Annotated in this window: 15 protein-coding genes; 14 read left to right on the forward strand and 1 reads right to left on the reverse strand. The window is 69.9% G+C overall.

Features of this window, described 5'->3' with window-relative positions:
* Positions 1-6: 6 nt before the first annotated feature.
* Positions 7-831: a C40 family peptidase gene (locus ACFYWQ_RS05410; protein ID WP_389513076.1), complete on the reverse strand. Its 825-nt coding sequence runs from the start codon at positions 829-831 to the stop codon at positions 7-9.
* Positions 832-1,543: 712 nt separating this feature from the next.
* On the opposite strand from ACFYWQ_RS05410, the gene ACFYWQ_RS05415 reads away from it, so the two are divergent.
* The 14 genes from ACFYWQ_RS05415 to nuoN all read left to right on the forward strand — a co-directional run bounded on the left by ACFYWQ_RS05415 (position 1,544) and on the right by nuoN (position 17,924).
* Positions 1,544-1,903 carry an NADH-quinone oxidoreductase subunit A gene (locus ACFYWQ_RS05415; RefSeq protein WP_030494815.1) on the forward strand — a complete coding sequence of 120 codons (360 nt, stop codon included), beginning with the start codon at positions 1,544-1,546 and terminating at the stop codon, positions 1,901-1,903.
* Positions 1,904-1,916: 13 nt separating this feature from the next.
* Positions 1,917-2,471 carry an NADH-quinone oxidoreductase subunit B family protein gene (locus tag ACFYWQ_RS05420; protein WP_055635348.1) on the forward strand — a complete coding sequence of 185 codons (555 nt, stop codon included), beginning with the start codon at positions 1,917-1,919 and terminating at the stop codon, positions 2,469-2,471.
* Positions 2,472-2,746: 275 nt separating this feature from the next.
* Complete coding sequence (locus ACFYWQ_RS05425; protein ID WP_389514340.1) at positions 2,747-3,499, forward strand: NADH-quinone oxidoreductase subunit C; 753 nt, start codon at positions 2,747-2,749, stop codon at positions 3,497-3,499.
* A complete protein-coding gene (locus ACFYWQ_RS05430) occupies positions 3,496-4,818 on the forward strand; it encodes an NADH-quinone oxidoreductase subunit D (protein WP_389513078.1) in 1,323 nt (440 codons plus the stop codon). The genes ACFYWQ_RS05425 and ACFYWQ_RS05430 overlap by 4 nt, the downstream gene beginning before the upstream one ends.
* Positions 4,815-5,687, forward strand: a complete 873-nt coding sequence (nuoE, locus tag ACFYWQ_RS05435; RefSeq protein ID WP_389513079.1) for an NADH-quinone oxidoreductase subunit NuoE — start codon at positions 4,815-4,817, stop codon at positions 5,685-5,687. The genes ACFYWQ_RS05430 and nuoE overlap by 4 nt, the downstream gene beginning before the upstream one ends.
* On the forward strand, positions 5,684-7,033 hold the full coding sequence (nuoF, locus tag ACFYWQ_RS05440; protein ID WP_389513080.1) for an NADH-quinone oxidoreductase subunit NuoF: 1,350 nt from the start codon (positions 5,684-5,686) through the stop codon (positions 7,031-7,033). Before nuoE ends, nuoF begins: the two co-directional genes overlap by 4 nt.
* Positions 7,030-9,534, forward strand: coding sequence for an NADH-quinone oxidoreductase subunit G (locus tag ACFYWQ_RS05445; protein ID WP_389513081.1), 2,505 nt, complete (start codon positions 7,030-7,032; stop codon positions 9,532-9,534). The genes nuoF and ACFYWQ_RS05445 overlap by 4 nt, the downstream gene beginning before the upstream one ends.
* Positions 9,531-10,892, forward strand: coding sequence for an NADH-quinone oxidoreductase subunit NuoH (nuoH, locus tag ACFYWQ_RS05450; RefSeq protein WP_389513082.1), 1,362 nt, complete (start codon positions 9,531-9,533; stop codon positions 10,890-10,892). The genes ACFYWQ_RS05445 and nuoH overlap by 4 nt, the downstream gene beginning before the upstream one ends.
* Entirely contained in the window at positions 10,885-11,526 is a 642-nt protein-coding gene (gene nuoI, locus ACFYWQ_RS05455; protein WP_389513083.1) for an NADH-quinone oxidoreductase subunit NuoI, read from the forward strand. Before nuoH ends, nuoI begins: the two co-directional genes overlap by 8 nt.
* Positions 11,523-12,398 carry an NADH-quinone oxidoreductase subunit J gene (locus tag ACFYWQ_RS05460; RefSeq protein ID WP_389513084.1) on the forward strand — a complete coding sequence of 292 codons (876 nt, stop codon included), beginning with the start codon at positions 11,523-11,525 and terminating at the stop codon, positions 12,396-12,398. The genes nuoI and ACFYWQ_RS05460 overlap by 4 nt, the downstream gene beginning before the upstream one ends.
* Entirely contained in the window at positions 12,395-12,694 is a 300-nt protein-coding gene (gene nuoK / locus ACFYWQ_RS05465) for an NADH-quinone oxidoreductase subunit NuoK (RefSeq protein WP_003998919.1), read from the forward strand. The genes ACFYWQ_RS05460 and nuoK overlap by 4 nt, the downstream gene beginning before the upstream one ends.
* A 15-nt stretch (positions 12,695-12,709) precedes the next feature.
* Positions 12,710-14,701, forward strand: a complete 1,992-nt coding sequence (gene nuoL, locus ACFYWQ_RS05470; RefSeq protein ID WP_389513086.1) for an NADH-quinone oxidoreductase subunit L — start codon at positions 12,710-12,712, stop codon at positions 14,699-14,701.
* A 5-nt stretch (positions 14,702-14,706) separates the two neighbouring features.
* Positions 14,707-16,278, forward strand: a complete 1,572-nt coding sequence (locus ACFYWQ_RS05475; protein WP_389513088.1) for an NADH-quinone oxidoreductase subunit M — start codon at positions 14,707-14,709, stop codon at positions 16,276-16,278.
* Positions 16,275-17,924, forward strand: coding sequence for an NADH-quinone oxidoreductase subunit NuoN (gene nuoN, locus ACFYWQ_RS05480; protein ID WP_389513090.1), 1,650 nt, complete (start codon positions 16,275-16,277; stop codon positions 17,922-17,924). The genes ACFYWQ_RS05475 and nuoN overlap by 4 nt, the downstream gene beginning before the upstream one ends.
* Positions 17,925-18,016: the final 92 nt, after the last annotated feature.

An 18,016-nucleotide genomic window follows, 5' to 3' on the forward strand; every position in this document is an offset into this window, starting at 1 on the left:
GGCGTGTCAGAGCACGCGCACCGCACCGGACGCCGGGTAGCCGGAGAGGTCCTGGATGACGACGCCCTTGGACGGGTTGGCCGCGTCCAGGTACTGGCCGTCGCCGATGTACACGCCCACGTGGTACGCGGAACCCTTGCCGCCCCAGTAGAGGATGTCACCGACCTGGAGGTCGGACAGGGAGACATCGGTGCCGGCCATCGACTGGTCCTGCGAGACACGCGGCAGGTCGACGCCGACCTGCCGGAACGCGGCCTGCACGAGCGAGGAGCAGTCCCACGCGTTGGGCCCGGTGGCACCCATGACGTAGGCGTCGCCCACCTGCGCCTTGAGGAAGGAGATGACCGTCGCCACGCTGCCGCTGGCCGGGGCGGAGACGGTCGTGGAGGCGGTGGTCAGGGTGGTCCGCTCCGAGGAGCGGGAGACGGCGGCCTCGGCGGCGGCCTTGCGGGCCTCCTCGGCGGCCTTCTTCTTCGCCTCGGCCTTCTTGGCGGCGGCGAGGTCCTTCTTGGCCTCCGCGGCCGCCGCGGCGGCGGCCGCGTCGCGCTCGGCCTCCAGCTGGTAGTTCGCCGCGGCCTGCTGCGTGGCCTCGGCGGACTGCGCGACCTGGGCGGCCAGGTCTCCCGTCAGCACGGGCAGTTCGAGCGTCTGCGTCACCGGCTCGGCGGCGTTGGCCGATCCTGACGCCGTGGCGACGGCCAGCGTGCCGAGAACACCACTGGCGACTCCGGCCCGCATCGCGATCGTGGACGCGCTGCGGCGGGGCTTCCGGTGGCTGCGTATGTGAGCGGTGTGGGACATGAGTACAACCGGTACCAGGGGCTCCTTCATACCTACAAGAAACGTGTGCTGCGCCACAATTGCTCAACCGCACCCCTGAATACCTGGTGGGGCGCTCCTTATTGACGCCTTAACGGGCAATGCGGACGCGGGCGCCCAAGCCTGTGATCATGGGCTTTCGCTGTTACGCCCGAATTGCCCCGCGCCTACCACTGGTTGCGACCGTTGGCCAAGCCCGGCTTTCGGGCGCCCCCTGTCGGTGTGGCGGAGGTCACGGAACGGTCGCCGATGCGCCGGCGTTCCGGGCGGGCGGGCCGCCGGGCTCCGCTCGTGAACGCGTGCACACGTCCACGCCCGGCCCTTCGACTCCTCCCAGTGTGTGTGCGTGCCCCCTATCAGGGACCCGCGTCCAACGCCAATTTGCATGCAAGGGAAGTTTCTTGATATTGAGACGCACCCCGCCGCCTGCGGTGACGAGCGCAAATGTCACCTCTTGTGATCACTCCGACGCTTCTTGTACGAAGATCACTGCTGATATGACTTCATGATCCATCGTCAGGTGGTGGAGATCACAAAGCTTGTGGAATACCCCGTGTCGCAGATCACAGAGCGGCAGGCATAAGATGCGGAGCAGTTGGGCTTGTGACCTGCTTCACATGTTCGCGATCTTCGCCGGGACGGGCGGGACTCGTGAGCCGGGTGGGGCGCGAGTGAGCCCACGCCATCGCCAGCAGTCAGTGCCGACTGAGAGGAGCGAGGAGCGGTGAACGCGTATGCGCCCATCCTCGTACTGGGAGCCCTCGGGGCAGGCTTTGCGATCTTCTCCGTGGTCATGGCCACGTTGATCGGGCCGAAGCGGTACAACCGCGCGAAGCTCGAGGCCTACGAGTGCGGAATCGAGCCGACCCCCACGCCGGCCGGCGGCGGGCGCTTCCCCATCAAGTACTACCTGACGGCGATGCTCTTCATCGTCTTCGACATCGAGATCGTCTTCCTCTACCCCTGGGCCGTCACCTTCGACGCCCTGGGGCTTTTCGGGCTCGTGGAGATGCTGCTCTTCGTGCTCACCGTCTTCGTCGCCTACGCGTACGTGTGGCGGCGCGGCGGCCTGGAATGGGACTGAGGGGCCTTTAGTCATGGGACTCGAAGAAAAGCTGCCGAGCGGCTTCCTGCTGACCACCGTCGAGCAGGCCGCGGGCTGGGTGCGCAAGGCGTCCGTCTTCCCCGCCACGTTCGGCCTCGCCTGCTGCGCCATCGAGATGATGACCACCGGCGCCGGCCGCTACGACCTGGCGCGCTTCGGCATGGAGGTCTTCCGCGGTTCGCCCCGCCAGGCGGACCTGATGATCGTCGCGGGCCGGGTCAGCCAGAAGATGGCGCCGGTGCTCCGGCAGGTCTACGACCAGATGCCGAACCCCAAGTGGGTGATCTCCATGGGCGTGTGCGCGTCCTCGGGCGGCATGTTCAACAACTACGCGATCGTCCAGGGCGTCGATCACATCGTCCCCGTCGACATCTACCTCCCCGGCTGCCCGCCGCGCCCGGAGATGCTGATGGACGCGATCCTCAAGCTCCACCACAAGATCCAGAACTCCAAGCTGGGCGTGAACGCCGAGGAGGCGGCCCGCGAGGCGGAGGAGGCGGCGCTCAAGGCCCTGCCCACGATCGAGATGAAGGGGCTGCTGCGGTGAGCGACGCGAACGGCACCCACGGCGGGAAAGCGACGAACGGACCCGGCGGGTCGTCCGGCACCCCGGGCGCGCCGGGCGGGTCGGGTACGCCGGGCGGGTCCGGCACCCCGAGTGGGCCGGCGACGGCGAACGGGCCGGAGACGGCGAACGGCTCGGGCAAGGCCGGTGGGTCGGAGACGGCGAACGGGTCGGGCGCGGCCGGCGGGCCGGAGACGGCGAACGGGTCGGGCAAGGCCGACGGACCCGGGCCCGGGAAGGCCAACGGGTCGGAGACGGTGAACGGGCCGGGCAAGGTGGACGGGGCGAACGGGGCGAATCCCGAGAAGGACCTCTCCGCCTCCAACCTCCCCGGCCAGCGCGGCGAGGGCGGCGAGGAGGTCCGCGTCCAGCGCGGCATGTTCGGCGCGAACAACGGCGGCGACACCTCCGGCTACGGCGGCCTGGTCCGCTCGGTCCGCCTCCCGGGACCGGCGAGCCGGCCCTACGGCGGCTGGTTCGACGAGGTCGCCGACGAACTGGAGGGCGCGCTGGAGGAGCAGGGCCTCCTCCCCGAGAACGCCATCGAGAAGACGGTCGTCGACCGCGGCGAACTGACCTTCCACATCGAACGCGAACACCTGCCGCGCGTCGCCCGCACCCTGCGCGACGACCCGGCCCTGCGCTTCGAGCTCTGCACCGGCGTCAGCGGCGTCCACTACCCGAACGACAAGGGCCGCGAGCTGCACGCCGTCTACCACCTGCGCTCGATCACCCACAACCGGCTGATCCGCCTCGAAGTCAGTGCCCCGGACACCGACCGGCACATCCCGTCCCTCGTCCCGGTCTACCCGACCAACGACTGGCACGAGCGCGAGACGTACGACTTCTTCGGCATCGTCTTCGACGGTCACCCGGCCCTGACGCGGATCATGATGCCGGACGACTGGCAGGGACATCCGCAGCGCAAGGACTACCCCCTCGGCGGCATCCCCGTCGAGTACAAGGGCGCCCAGATCCCGGCTCCGGACCAGCGGAGGTCGTACTCGTGAGCACTTCGCACGCCTCCCCTCGGGAGACCACCGAGGGCACCGTCTACACCGTCACCGGTGGCGACTGGGACGAGGTCGTCCAGTCCGCGTCCCGCGCCGACGACGAACGGATCGTCGTCAACATGGGTCCTCAGCACCCCTCCACCCACGGGGTGCTCCGCCTCATCCTGGAGATCGAGGGCGAGACCGTCACCGAGGCCCGCTGCGGCATCGGCTACCTCCACACCGGCATCGAGAAGAACCTCGAGTTCCGGACGTGGACGCAGGGCACCACGTTCGTGACGCGCATGGACTACCTGACGTCCTTCTTCAACGAGACCGCCTACTGCCTCGGCGTCGAGAAGCTCCTCGGCATCGAGGACCAGATCACCGAGCGAGCGAAGATCATCCGGGTGCTCCTGATGGAGCTGAACCGGATCTCCTCCCACCTGGTGTGCATCGCCACCGGTGGTATGGAACTCGGCGCCACCACGATCATGATCTACGGATTCCGTGATCGTGAACTGATTCTCGACATCTACGAGCTCATCACGGGCCTGCGGATGAACCACGCGTACATCCGCCCCGGCGGACTCGCCCAGGACCTGCCGCCCGGCGCGGTGGACCAGATCCGCGAGTTCGTGAAGAAGATGAGGAAGAACCTCCCGGAGTACGACAAGCTCGCCACCGGCAACCCCATCTTCAAGGCCCGCATGCAGGACATCGGCCACCTCGACCTGGCCGGCTGCATGGCCCTCGGCGCCACCGGCCCGATCCTGCGCTCCACCGGCCTGCCGCACGACCTGCGCAAGGCGCAGCCCTACTGCGACTACGAGACGTACGACTTCGACGTCCCGACCACGGACTCCTGCGACGCCTACGGCCGCTTCCTGATCCGCCTCGAGGAGATGCGCCAGTCCCTCGGGATCATCGAACAGTGCCTGGACCGGCTTCAGCCCGGCCCGGTCATGGTCGGCGACAAGAAGATCGCCTGGCCGGCCCAGCTCGCCCTGGGCCCGGACGGCCTCGGCAACTCCCTCGACCACATCAAGAAGATCATGGGCACCTCCATGGAGGCCCTGATCCACCACTTCAAGCTGGTCACCGAGGGCTTCCGCGTCCCGCCGGGACAGGCGTACGCGGCCGTCGAGTCGCCCAAGGGCGAGCTCGGGGTGCACGTCGTGTCCGACGGCGGCACCCGCCCCTACCGGGTCCACTTCCGCGACCCGTCCTTCACCAACCTTCAGGCCATGGCGGCGATGTGCGAGGGCGGCCAGGTCGCCGACGTCATCGTCGCCGTCGCGTCCATCGACCCCGTGATGGGAGGCGTCGACCGGTGACCACCTCTTCTTCGGAGCGGGCCGTCAGCCTGGGCATGCCCGAGCTGCCCGCGCCCGCCTACCCGGACGACGTCCGGGCCCGGCTCGAGCGGGACGCGCGCGACATCGTCGCCCGCTACCCCGACTCCCGCTCCGCGCTCCTGCCGTTGCTGCACCTCGTGCAGTCGGAGGAGGGACACGTCACGCGCACCGGGATGCAGTTCTGCGCGGACGTGCTCGGACTGACCACCGCCGAGGTCACCGCGGTCGCCACCTTCTACACCATGTACCGGCGCCGGCCGAGCGGTGACTACCAGGTCGGGGTCTGCACCAACACCCTCTGCGCGGTGATGGGCGGTGACGCGATCTTCGAGGAGCTCCAGGAGTACCTGGGCGTCGGCAACGGCGAGACCACCGACGACGGCAAGGTCACCCTGGAGCACATCGAGTGCAACGCGGCCTGCGACTTCGCGCCGGTCGTGATGGTCAACTGGGAGTTCTTCGACAACCAGACCGTGGAGAGCGCGAAACGCCTGGTCGACGACCTGCGGGAGGGACGGACCGTCTCGCCCACGCGCGGGGCGCCGCTGTGCACCTTCAAGGAGACCGCCCGGATCCTGGCGGGCTTCCCCGACGAGCGGGACGGCGCCGTGGAGGCGAGCGGCAGCGCGGGACCCGCGTCGCTGGCGGGCCTCCGCCTGGCCAGGGGAGAGACCGCACCCGCGCGTGTGGTCCACCCCCGCGACGGTGGACCGCACGACGAACCGCGCGACGGGGCCGTGCACGAGCCCTCGCCGACCGCCCACCTCAGTTCGCACGACGCGCCGCAGAACACATCGGCCTCCGACCCCGCCCACCCGGCAGGGCCCACCGCCGAGGAGGGGGAGTGATGACCTTGGCACCCGAGCTGAAAGGCAGCAGCCCCGAGAAGCTGCTCGCACCCGTGCTGTCGGCCTTCTGGGACGAGGACCGGTCCTGGACTCTGGACGTCTACCGGAGGCACGAAGGGTACGAGGGGCTCCGCAAGGCGCTCGCCATGTCCCCGGACGACGTGATCGCGTACGTCAAGGACTCCGGTCTGCGCGGGCGCGGCGGCGCGGGATTCCCGACCGGAATGAAATGGCAGTTCATTCCGCAGGGTGATGGAAAACCGCACTATCTAGTTGTCAACGCCGACGAATCGGAGCCGGGCACCTGCAAGGACATCCCGCTCCTGTTCGCGAACCCGCACAGCCTCATCGAGGGCATCGTCATCGCGTGTCACGCCATCAGGTCGTCTCATGCCTTCATCTATCTGCGGGGTGAAGTCGTCCCAGTTCTGCGGCGGTTGCACGAGGCCGTGCGTGAGGCCTACGCGGCGGGCTACCTCGGCGAGAACATCCTGGGCAGCGGACTCGACCTCGAACTCACCGTGCACGCGGGCGCGGGCGCGTACATCTGTGGTGAGGAGACCGCGCTGCTCGACTCGCTCGAAGGCCGCCGTGGTCAACCGCGGCTCCGTCCTCCTTTCCCTGCCGTCGCGGGCCTCTACGCGTGCCCGACTGTGGTGAATAACGTCGAATCGATCGCGTCAGTTCCCGCGATCCTGAACAACGGCAAGGAATGGTTCAGGTCGATGGGCAGCGAGAAGTCCCCGGGCTTCACGCTCTACTCGCTCAGCGGCCATGTCGCCGGCCCCGGCCAGTACGAGGCCCCGCTCGGCATCACCCTCCGTCAGCTCCTGGAGATGAGCGGCGGCATGCGACCGGGCCACCGCCTCAAGTTCTGGACGCCGGGCGGCTCCTCCACCCCGATGTTCACCGACGAGCACCTCGACGTCCCCCTCGACTACGAAGGAGTGGGCGCCGCGGGTTCCATGCTCGGCACGAAAGCCCTCCAGTGCTTCGACGAGACGACCTGCGTCGTCCGCGCCGTCACCCGCTGGACCGAGTTCTACGCCCACGAGTCCTGCGGCAAGTGCACGCCCTGCCGCGAGGGCACGTACTGGCTGGTGCAGCTGCTGCGGGACATCGAGGCCGGCAAGGGCGTCATGTCCGACCTCGACAAGCTGAACGACATCGCCGACAACATCAACGGCAAGTCCTTCTGCGCCCTCGGCGACGGCGCCGCCTCGCCGATCTTCTCCTCGCTCAAGTACTTCCGCGAGGAGTACGAGCAGCACATCACGGGCCGCGGCTGCCCGTTCGACCCGGCCAGGTCGACGGCCTGGGCCGACCGCACGGAGGTGAACGCATGACCGTGACCACCAGCGCTCCCGCGGGCGGAGGAGAGGCGGCGGTCCCGCCGGAGGACCTCGTCACGCTGACCATCGACGGCGCGGAGATCAGCGTGCCCAAGGGCACCCTGGTCATCCGGGCCGCCGAGCAGCTCGGCATCGAGATCCCGCGCTTCTGCGACCACCCCCTCCTCGACCCGGCCGGCGCCTGCCGCCAGTGCATCGTCGAGGTCGAGGGCCAGCGCAAGCCCATGGCGTCCTGCACGATCACCTGCACGGACGGCATGGTGGTGAAGACCCACCTCACCTCGCCGGTCGCCGAGAAGGCCCAGCACGGCGTGATGGAGCTGCTCCTCATCAACCACCCGCTGGACTGCCCGGTCTGCGACAAGGGCGGCGAGTGCCCCCTGCAGAACCAGGCCATGTCGCACGGCAACGCAGAGTCCCGCTTCGAGGGCCGGAAACGGACCTACGAGAAGCCCGTCCCCATCTCCACGCAGGTCCTGCTCGACCGCGAGCGGTGCGTGCTGTGCGCCCGCTGCACCCGCTTCTCCAACCAGGTCGCGGGCGACCCGATGATCGAGCTGATCGAGCGGGGCGCGCTCCAGCAGGTCGGCACCGGTGAGGGCGACCCGTTCGAGTCCTACTTCTCCGGCAACACCATTCAGATCTGCCCGGTCGGCGCGCTGACCTCGGCGGCGTACCGCTTCCGCTCCCGCCCCTTCGACCTCGTCTCCTCGCCGTCGGTCTGCGAGCACTGCGCCGGCGGCTGCGCCACCCGCACCGACCACCGGCGCGGCAAGGTCATGCGGCGGCTCGCCGCCGACGACCCCGAGGTCAACGAGGAGTGGATCTGCGACAAGGGGCGGTTCGCGTTCCGGTACGCGCAAGCGCGGGACCGGCTCGAGACGCCGCTCGTGCGGGACGCCGAGGGCGCCCTGGTACCGGCGTCCTGGCCGGAGGCGTTGCAGATCGCGGCCCAGGGACTGCTCGCCTCGCGCGGCCGGACCGGTGTCCTGACCGGCGGCCGGCTCACCATCGAGGACGCCTACGCGTACAGCAAGTTCGCGCGCGTGGCGCTCGACACCAACGACATCGACTTCCGCGCGCGCGTGCACAGCGGCGAGGAGGCCGACTTCCTGGCGGCGAGCGTGGCCGGACACGGCCGCGACCTCGACGGTACGGGCGTCACGTACGCCTCCCTGGAGAAGGCGCCCGCCGTCCTGCTGGTCGGGTTCGAGTCCGAGGAGGAGGCACCGGGCGTCTTCCTGCGGCTGCGCAAGGCCTGGCGCAAGCGCGGACAGCAGGTGTTCTCGCTGGCCACGCACGCCACCCGAGGCCTGGAGAAGGCGGGCGGCACGCTGCTGCCGGCCGCCCCGGGCACCGAGACCGAGTGGCTGGACGCGCTGGCCGGCGGCGTCGGCCTGGAGGACGCCGGCAGCCGGGCCGCCGAGGCGCTGCGCGCCGAGGGCGCGGTCATCGTCGTGGGCGAGCGGCTGGCCGCCGTGGCCGGCGGGCTCACCGCCGCCGTACGGGCCGCGAACGCGACCGGCGCCGGGCTGGTGTGGATTCCGCGCCGGGCCGGGGAACGGGGCGCGATCGAGGCCGGCGCCCTGCCGTCACTGCTGCCGGGCGGACGCCCGGCCATCGACCCGCGCGCGCGGGACGAGGTCGCGGCCGCCTGGGGCCTTGCCGTGCTCCCGCCCCGCTACGGCCGTGACACCGGGCAGATGATCGAGGCCGCGGTGGCGGGTGAGTTGCAGGCGCTGCTCGTCGCGGGCGTGGAGGTCGCCGACCTGCCCGACCCGGCACGCGCGCGTGAGGCGCTCGACGAGGTCGGCTTCGTGGTCTCGCTGGAGCTGCGGCCCGGCGAGGTCACCGAGCGCGCCGACGTCGTCCTGCCCGTGGCCGCGGTCGCCGAGAAGACGGGCGCCTTCCTCAACTGGGAGGGCCGCGTGCGTTTCTTCGAGGCCGCGCTCAAGCCCGACCAGATGACCCGCCGCCCGGCGCAGTCCGACGCACGGGTGCTGCAGATGCTGGCCGACGCCATGGACGTCCACCTGGGCCTGCCGGACCTGCGGACCGCCCGCGCGGAGCTGGACCGGCTCGGTGCCTGGGACGGGCCGCGGGCCGTCGAACCGGCGGAGAGCGCCGGCGTCCTGCCGCGGCCCGCCGCCGGTGAGGCCGTGCTCGCCGGGCACCGGCTGCTGCTCGACCAGGGGCTCCTCCAGCAGGGCGACGAGGCGCTCGCCGGAACCCGGCACGCCGCCCACGCGCGCGTGTCGGCCGCCACGGCCGCCGAAGCCGGCGTCGACGACGGCGGCGTACTCGCCGTGACCGGTACCGCCGGCACGGTCGAACTGCCCCTGCGGATCACCGAGATGCCCGACCGCGTGGTGTGGCTCCCGCTGAACTCCGTGGGCGGGGGCGTCGCCTCCGACACCGGGGCCCGGCCCGGGTCCCTCGTCCGCATCGGCCCGGCGACGACCGCCGCCGCAGCCCCCCAGGAGGTGGAGGCATGAGCCCGTACCTCGCCGCGGAAGACCTCTCGATGTTCGGCCGCGACCCGTGGTGGCTGGTCGTGGTCAAAGCGGTCTTCTGCTTCGCCTTCCTGATGGTGACCGTGCTGTTCTCCATCGTCTGGGAGCGCAAGGTCGTGGCCTGGATGCAGCTGCGCATCGGCCCCAACCGGCACGGGCCCTGGGGCATGCTCCAGTCGCTCGCCGACGGCATCAAGCTGATGCTGAAGGAAGACGTCATCGTCAAACGCGCCGACAAGGTGGTGTACGTCCTCGCGCCGATCGTCGCGGCCATTCCGGCCTTCATGGCGATCGCGGTGATCCCCTTCGGCCCGGCCGGCAACGAGATCTCGATCTTCGGCCAGCGCACCACGATGCAGCTCACGGACCTGCCGATCGCGATGCTCTACATCCTCGCGGTCGCCTCGGTCGGCATCTACGGCATCGTCCTCGCCGGCTGGAGCTCCGGATCCACCTACCCGCTCCTGGGCGGGCTGCGCTCCTGCGCGCAGATGATCTCCTACGAGATCGCGATGGGCGCCGCCTTCGCCTCGGTGTTCCTCTACTCCGGCTCCATGTCGACGTCGACGATCGTCGAGCAGCAGCAGGACCGCTGGTACATCCTCCTGCTGCCGGTCTCCTTCATCCTCTACATCGTCACGATGGTCGGCGAGACCAACCGCGCCCCCTTCGACATGCCGGAGTCCGAGGGCGACCTGGTCGGCGGCTTCAACACCGAGTACTCGTCGATCAAGTTCGCGATGTTCATGCTCGCCGAGTACGTGAACATGGTGACGGTCTCGGCCGTGTCGGTGACGCTCTTCCTCGGCGGCTGGCGGGCCCCCTGGCCGGTCAGCACCTTCTGGGAGGGCGCGAACCACGGCTGGTGGCCGATGCTCTGGTTCACCGTCAAGGTCCAGCTGCTGCTGTTCTTCTTCATCTGGCTGCGCGGCACGCTCCCCCGCGTCCGTTACGACCAGCTGATGAAGCTCGGCTGGAAGGTCCTCATCCCGGTCTCGGTGACGTGGCTGATGCTCGTCGCGACCGTGCGGACGCTGCGCAACGAGAACTACGACTTCGCCGACATCGCCCTCTACGTCGGCGGCGCCGTCCTGGTCCTGCTGCTGCTCTCCTTCGTCGCCGACATGTTCCGCGACCGCGGCAGGCAGCCCGAGGCCCCCGCCGAGCCGGCCGGCTTCGACCCGATGGCGGGCGGGTTCCCCGTTCCGCCGCTGCCCGGACAGGAGCTGCCGCCGGTGCCGAGGCGCCGCCCGCGCCGCGAGCGGGAGCTGATTGTCAGTGGTGGGTCCGATACTCACAGTGACGGAACTCTGGAGGGAAAGGAGGCGTCCGATGGCTGAGGAGCCCCAGGAGACCAAGCCCGGTTTCCAGAACCCGGTGGCCGGCTTCGGCGTGACCTTCAAGGCCATGTTCAAGAAGCGGCTGACCGAGCAGTACCCGGAGCAGCAGAAGACCACGGCTCCGCGGTTCCACGGACGGCACCAGCTCAACCGCCATCCGGACGGCCTGGAGAAGTGCGTCGGCTGCGAGCTGTGCGCGTGGGCCTGTCCCGCCGACGCCATCTACGTCGAGGGCGCGGACAACACCGAGGAGGAACGCTACTCGCCGGGCGAGCGGTACGGCCGCGTCTACCAGATCAACTACGCCCGCTGCATCCTGTGCGGCCTGTGCATCGAGGCCTGCCCCACGCGCGCGCTGACGATGACCAACGAGTTCGAGCTCGCCGACTCCAGCCGCGCCAACCTGATCTACACCAAGGAGCAGCTGCTGGCCGGCCTCGAGGACGGCATGGTCGACACACCGCACGCCATCTACCCCGGGACGGACGAGCAGGACTACTACCGGGGCCTGGTGACGGAGGCCGCGCCCGGCACCGAGCGGCAGGTCGCCGTCTCCAAGGGCGAGGCGCCGCAGGAGGCCGCCTCGACCTTCGGTGAGGGCGAGCCCGCCGCGGGGGAGGTGATCGGCCGATGAGCGCGCAGCTCGCCGCCCACTCCACCGTGCAGCTCGCCGCCTACTCCACTTCCACCGGGGAGGCGTTCCAGTTCTGGGTGCTGGGCACCGTCGCGGTGATCGGCGCCCTGTGCACCGTCTTCATGAAGAGGGCCGTGCACAGCGCGCTCTGCCTCGCCGCAACCATGATCGTCCTGGCGGTGTTCTACCTCGCCAACGGCGCCTACTTCCTGGGCATCGTGCAGATCGTCGTCTACACCGGCGCGATCATGATGCTGTTCCTGTTCGTGGTGATGCTCGTCGGCGTCACCGCGGCGGACTCCCTGAAGGAGACCATCAAGGGCCAGCGCTGGCTGGCCCTGCTGTGCGGGCTCGGCTTCGGCGTCCTGCTGGTCGCGGGCATCGCCAACGCCTCCCTGACGGAGTTCGACGGCCTCGCGGCGGCCAACGCCGGTGGCAACGTGGAGGGACTGGCGGCCCTCATCTTCACCAAGTACGTCTTCGCCTTCGAGATCACCGGCGCCCTGCTCATCACGGCCGCCGTGGGCGCCATGGTGCTCACCCACCGCGAGCGGACCGAGCGGGCCAGGACCCAGCGCGAACTGGCCGAACAGCGGGTGCGCGAGGGCAAGCACGTGCCGCCGCTGCCGGCACCGGGCGTGTACGCGCGGCACAACGCCGTCGACATCGCGGGCCTGCTGCCCGACGGCACCCCGTCGGAGCTCACGGTCAGCAGGACGCTCCGCGAGCGCGGCCAGATCCGTGACGTGTCCGCCGAGGCGCTGAGCGACCTCAAGGCGCTGGAGCGGCGCGCGGAGGAACGCCTGGAGCGGTCCGCGATCGAGCCGCCGCACGGGCGGAACTCCCGTCGCACCGAGGAGGCGTCCCAGTGAACCCGGTCAACTACCTGTATCTCGCGGCCCTGTTGTTCACGATCGGCGCGACCGGCGTGCTGATCAGGCGCAACGCGATCGTCGTGTTCATGTGCATCGAGCTGATGCTCAACGCCTGCAACCTCACGCTCGTCGCCTTCTCCCGGATGCACGGCAATCTCGACGGCCAGATCATCGCCTTCTTCACGATGGTCGTCGCCGCCGCGGAGGTCGTGGTCGGACTCGCGATCATCGTGTCGCTGTTCCGTTCCCGCCACTCGGCCTCGGTCGACGACGCCAGCCTGATGAAGCTGTAAGGGGTCGGAAGAATCGTGGAGAACCTGATCGCGCTGCTGATCGCGGCGCCCCTGCTCGGAGCGGCCGTCCTCCTGGTCGGCGGCCGCCGGCTCGATGCCGTCGGCCACTGGATCGGCACCCTGCTCGCGGCCGTCTCCTTCGTGATCGGCCTCGTCCTCTTCGCCGGTCTGCTCGGCAGGGACGCCGACGACCGGACGCTGACGCAGTACCTGTTCAGCTGGATCCCGGTCGAGGGCTTCCAGGCGGACGTCGCCTTCCGCCTCGACCAGTTGTCGATGACGTTCGTGCTGCTGATCACGGGCGTCGGCTCGCTGATCCACCTGTACTCGGTCGGGTACATGGAGCACGACGAGCGGCGCCGCCGCTTCTTCGGCTACCTCAACCTGTTCCTCGCGGCGATGCTGCTGCTCGTCCTCGCCGACAACTACCTGCTGCTGTACGTCGGCTGGGAGGGCGTCGGGCTCGCCTCCTACCTGCTCATCGGCTTCTGGCAGCACAAGCCCAGCGCCGCCACCGCCGCGAAGAAGGCCTTCCTGGTCAACCGCGTCGGCGACATGGGCCTGTCGATCGCCATCATGCTGATGTTCACCACCTTCGGCACCTTCGCCTTCGGCCCGCTGCTCGGCACGCACGAGGAGGCGGGGCTCGCCGGTGACGCGTCCGAGGGCCGGCTCACCGCCATCGCCCTGATGCTGCTGCTCGCGGCCTGCGGCAAGTCCGCCCAGGTGCCGCTGCAGTCCTGGCTCGGGGACGCGATGGAGGGCCCGACCCCGGTCTCGGCCCTCATCCACGCGGCGACGATGGTGACCGCGGGCGTCTACCTGATCGTCCGTTCCGCGGCGATCTTCAATCTGGCGCCCGACGCGCAGCTCGTCGTCACCGTCGTCGGCGCGGTCACGCTGCTGTTCGGTGCGATCGTCGGTTGCGCGAAGGACGACATCAAGAAGGCGCTGGCCGGCTCGACCATGTCCCAGATCGGCTACATGGTGCTGGCCGCGGGCCTCGGCCCCATCGGCTACGCCTTCGCGATCATGCACCTGGTCACGCACGGCTTCTTCAAGGCAGGCCTGTTCCTCGGCGCCGGCTCGGTCATGCACGGCATGAACGACGAGGTCGACATGCGCAGGTACGGCGGCCTGAGGAAGTACATGCCGGTCACCTTCGTCACCTTCGGCCTCGGCTACCTCGCCATCATCGGCTTCCCGGGCCTGTCCGGCTTCTTCTCCAAGGACAAGATCATCGAGGCGGCGTTCGCCAAGGGCGGCACCGAGGGCTGGATCCTCGGCGGCTGCGCGCTGCTGGGCGCGGCCGTCACCGCGTACTACATGACGCGCGTGATGCTGATGACGTTCTTCGGTGAGGAGCGCTGGAGGAACCGGCCCACGCGCTCGCCCGAGGCGCCGAGCGCGGAGCCCGCGGCCGCGCACCACGGCGAGACCGCTTCCGGCCACGCCGCCGCCGCGACGGCCGAACCGCACCCGCACGAGTCGCCCAAGATCATGACCGTCCCGATGGTCGTGCTGGCCGTCGGATCGGTCTTCGCCGGAGCCTTCTTCGGCATCGGCGAGCGCTTCGTGCACTGGCTCGAGCCCGTCACCGGGTTCGAACACGGCCACCCGCCGGTCAGCGCCCTCACGATCACCCTGTCCACGGTGGCGGTGATGGTGATCGGGGTGGCCGTCGCCTACGGGCAGTACGGGCGCCGCCCGGTCCCCGCGGTCGCCCCGCGCGGGTCGCTCCTCACCCGGGCCGCCCGGCGCGACCTGCTCCAGGACGACTTCAACCACGTCGTCCTGGTCCGCGGCGGCGAGCACCTCACACGGTCCCTGGTGTACGTCGACCACACCCTGGTGGACGGCGTCGTCAACGGCACGGCGGCCTCGGTCGGCGGCCTCTCCGGACGCATGCGCAAGCTGCAGAACGGCTTCGCGCGGTCGTACGCGGTCTCGATGTTCGGCGGTGCGGCGGTCCTCATCGCCGCGACCCTGCTGATGAGGGCGGTCTGATACCGATGTCCTTTCCTCTGCTGACAGCGACGGCGGCGCTCCCCGCGATCGGGGCGGTCGCCACGGCCGCCGTGCCGGCCGCGCGGCGCAACGCCGCCAAAGCGCTGGCGCTGCTGTTCTCGCTCGCCACCCTGGTCCTGGCGATCGTCGTCCTGGTCCGCTTCGACCCGGACGGCGACCGTTACCAGCTCACCGAGTCCCACTCCTGGATCGCGGACTTCGGCGTCCGCTACGAACTGGGCGTGGACGGCATCGCGGTGGCGCTCATCGCGCTCACGGCACTGCTGATCCCGTTCATCGTCCTGGCGGGCTGGCACGACGCCGACCCGCTGGAGACGGGCAGCAAGCGGTGGCGCCCGACCCAGGGCTTTTTCGCGCTGATCCTCGCCGTCGAGGCGATGGTGATCCTCTCCTTCGAGGCCACCGACGTCTTCCTCTTCTACATCTTCTTCGAAGCCATGCTGATCCCGATGTACTTCCTCATCGGCGGCTTCGGGGACCGGGCCCACGAGCACGGCGAGCAGGCGGCCGCCACCCAGCGGTCGTACGCGGCCGTGAAGTTCCTGCTCTACAACCTGGCCGGCGGGCTGATCATGCTGGCCGCGGTGATCGGGCTGTACGTGGTCGCCGGGAGCTTCTCGCTCACGGAGATCGCCGAGGCCCGGGCCAACGGTTCGCTCGACATGGCGACGACCACCGAACGCTGGCTGTTCCTCGGCTTCTTCTTCGCCTTCGCGGTGAAGGCGCCCCTGTGGCCGCTGCACACCTGGCTGCCCAACGCCATGGGGGAGTCCACCGCCCCGGTCGCCGTCCTCATCACGGCGGTCGTCGACAAGGTGGGCACCTTCGCGATGCTCCGCTTCTGCCTCCAGCTCTTCCCGGAGGCCAGCAAGTGGGCGACGCCCGCCATCCTCGTCCTCGCCCTGATCAGCATCATCTACGGGGCACTGCTCGCCGTCGGACAGCGGGACATCAAGCGGCTGGTGGCGTACGCGTCGATCTCGCACTTCGGCTTCATCATTCTGGGCATCTTCGCGATGACCAGCCAGGGCCAGTCGGGCGCGACGCTCTACATGGTCAACCACGGCATCTCGACGGCCGCGCTGATGCTGGTCGCCGGCTTCCTGATCTCGCGGCGCGGCTCCCGGCTCATCGCCGACTACGGCGGGGTGCAGAAGGTCGCCCCGGTGCTCGCCGGAACCTTCCTGATCGGCGGCCTGGCGACGCTGTCGCTGCCCGGCCTCGCGCCGTTCGTGAGCGAGTTCCTCGTCCTGGTCGGCACGTTCGCGCGCTATCCGGTGATCGGCATCATCGCCACCTTCGGCATCGTCCTCGCCGCGCTGTACACCCTCGTCCTCTACCAGCGGACGATGACGGGCCCGGTGAAACCCGAGGTCTCGGCGATGCCGGACCTCCGTGCGCGGGAGCTGCTGGTGGTCGCCCCGCTGATCGTGCTGCTGATCTTCCTGGGCGTCTACCCGAAGCCCGTCACGGACATCGTCGACCCGGCGGTGCAGCAGACGCTGTCCGACGTACAGAAGAAGGACCCCCAGCCCGAGGTGGAGGCGGCCAAGTGAGCGCAGCAGCCGTCCACAGCCTGTGGACAACAGCGGCCGACCCGATCACGAAGATCGACGCGCCGAAGATCGAATACGCGCAATTGTCGCCCACCCTGATCGTCGTCGGCGCGGCGGTCGTCGGGGTGCTGGTCGAGGCGCTCGTACCGCGCAAGTCCCGCTACGTCGCCCAGCTCTTCGTGTCCGTCGTCGCCCTGGCCGCCGCGTTCGCCGCGGTGGTGGCGCTGGCGGCCGACGGGTACGGCACCACCAAGGCGCGCATCGCCGCGATGGGCGCGATCGCCGTCGACGGACCCGCCCTGTTCCTCCAGGGCACGATCCTGCTGGCCGCCCTGGTCGGCCTCTTCACCTTCGCCGAACGGCGGCTCGACCCGGTGGCGCACGGCAACCGCGTCGACTCCTTCGCCGCGCAGGCCGCCTCCGTGCCGGGCAGCGACAGCGAGAAGGCCGCGGTCAGGGCCGGTTTCACGACCACCGAGGTCTTCCCGCTGCTGCTGTTCGCGGTCGCCGGCATGCTGGTGTTCCCGTCGGCCAACGACCTGCTGACCCTCTTCATCGCCCTGGAAGTCTTCTCCCTGCCGCTGTACCTGCTGTGCGCCCTGGCCCGCCGCAAGCGGCTCATGTCGCAGGAGGCCGCGGTCAAGTACTTCCTGCTCGGTGCCTTCGCCTCCGCGTTCACCCTGTTCGGCATCGCCCTGCTCTACGGCTACGCCGGCTCGGTGTCGTACGCGACCATCGCGCAGGTCGTCGACGGCACGGTCACCGGAGTGACCCCGGCGCTCGCCGACACCATGGGCAACGACGCGCTGCTGCTCGTCGGCGCCGCGATGATCGTCATGGGTCTGCTGTTCAAGGTCGGCGCGGTCCCGTTCCACATGTGGACGCCGGACGTCTACCAGGGCGCGCCGACCCCGGTCACCGGCTTCATGGCCGCCGCGACCAAGGTGGCCGCCTTCGGCGCGCTGCTGCGGATCCTGTACGTCGTGCTGCCCGGCCTGCGCTGGGACTGGCGGCCGGTCATGTGGGGTGTCGCGATCGTCACCATGCTGGGCGGCGCGATCGTCGCGATCACGCAGACCGACATCAAGCGGCTGCTGGCGTACTCGTCCATCGCGCACGCGGGATTCATCCTCGCGGGTGTCATCGCGACCACGCCGGACGGCGTCTCGTCCGTCCTCTTCTACCTCGGCGCGTACTCCTTCGTGACGATCGGGGCGTTCGCGGTGGTGACGCTGGTGCGGGACGCCGGCGGCGAGGCGACCCACCTGTCGAAGTGGGCGGGGCTCGGCCGTCGCTCGCCGCTGGTGGCGGCCGTGTTCGCGGTGTTCCTGCTCGCCTTCGCCGGCATTCCGCTGACCTCCGGGTTCGCCGGGAAGTTCGCCGTGTTCAAGGCGGCGGCGGAGGGCGGCGCGGCACCGCTCGTCGTGGTCGGTGTGATCTCGTCGGCGATCGCGGCGTTCTTCTACATCCGCGTCATCGTGCTGATGTTCTTCAGCGAGCCGAGGCCCGAGGGCCCGACCGTCGCCGTGCCGTCGCCGCTGACGACGACGGCGATCGCGGTGGGCGTGGCGGTCACCCTGGTGCTGGGCGTGGCGCCGCAGTACTTCCTGGACCTGGCGGGACAGGCGGGGGTGTTCGTGCGCTGAGCGCCGAGCATCCCGCAGGCCGGCCCGGCACCCGTTCCCGCGGTGCCGGGCCGTCGCCGTGCCGGCAGGCGGACGGCGGGGGACCGCCCCGC

Origin of the sequence: Streptomyces sp. NPDC003247, from assembly GCF_042888135.1 — a bacterium.
Taxonomy (GTDB): domain Bacteria; phylum Actinomycetota; class Actinomycetes; order Streptomycetales; family Streptomycetaceae; genus Streptomyces.

Excerpts from the sequence above, each read along its gene's own strand:
- ACFYWQ_RS05445 (WP_389513081.1), top strand. The coding sequence starts at position 7,030 with ATGACCGTGACCACCAGCGCTCCCGCGGGCGGAGGAGAGGCGGCGGTC.
- ACFYWQ_RS05420 (WP_055635348.1), top strand. The coding sequence starts at position 1,917 with ATGGGACTCGAAGAAAAGCTGCCGAGCGGCTTCCTGCTGACCACCGTC.
- nuoH (WP_389513082.1), top strand. The coding sequence starts at position 9,531 with ATGAGCCCGTACCTCGCCGCGGAAGACCTCTCGATGTTCGGCCGCGAC.
- nuoI (WP_389513083.1), top strand. The coding sequence starts at position 10,885 with ATGGCTGAGGAGCCCCAGGAGACCAAGCCCGGTTTCCAGAACCCGGTG.
- ACFYWQ_RS05410 (WP_389513076.1), bottom strand. The coding sequence starts at position 831 with ATGAAGGAGCCCCTGGTACCGGTTGTACTCATGTCCCACACCGCTCAC.
- ACFYWQ_RS05475 (WP_389513088.1), top strand. The coding sequence starts at position 14,707 with ATGTCCTTTCCTCTGCTGACAGCGACGGCGGCGCTCCCCGCGATCGGG.
- ACFYWQ_RS05460 (WP_389513084.1), top strand. The coding sequence starts at position 11,523 with ATGAGCGCGCAGCTCGCCGCCCACTCCACCGTGCAGCTCGCCGCCTAC.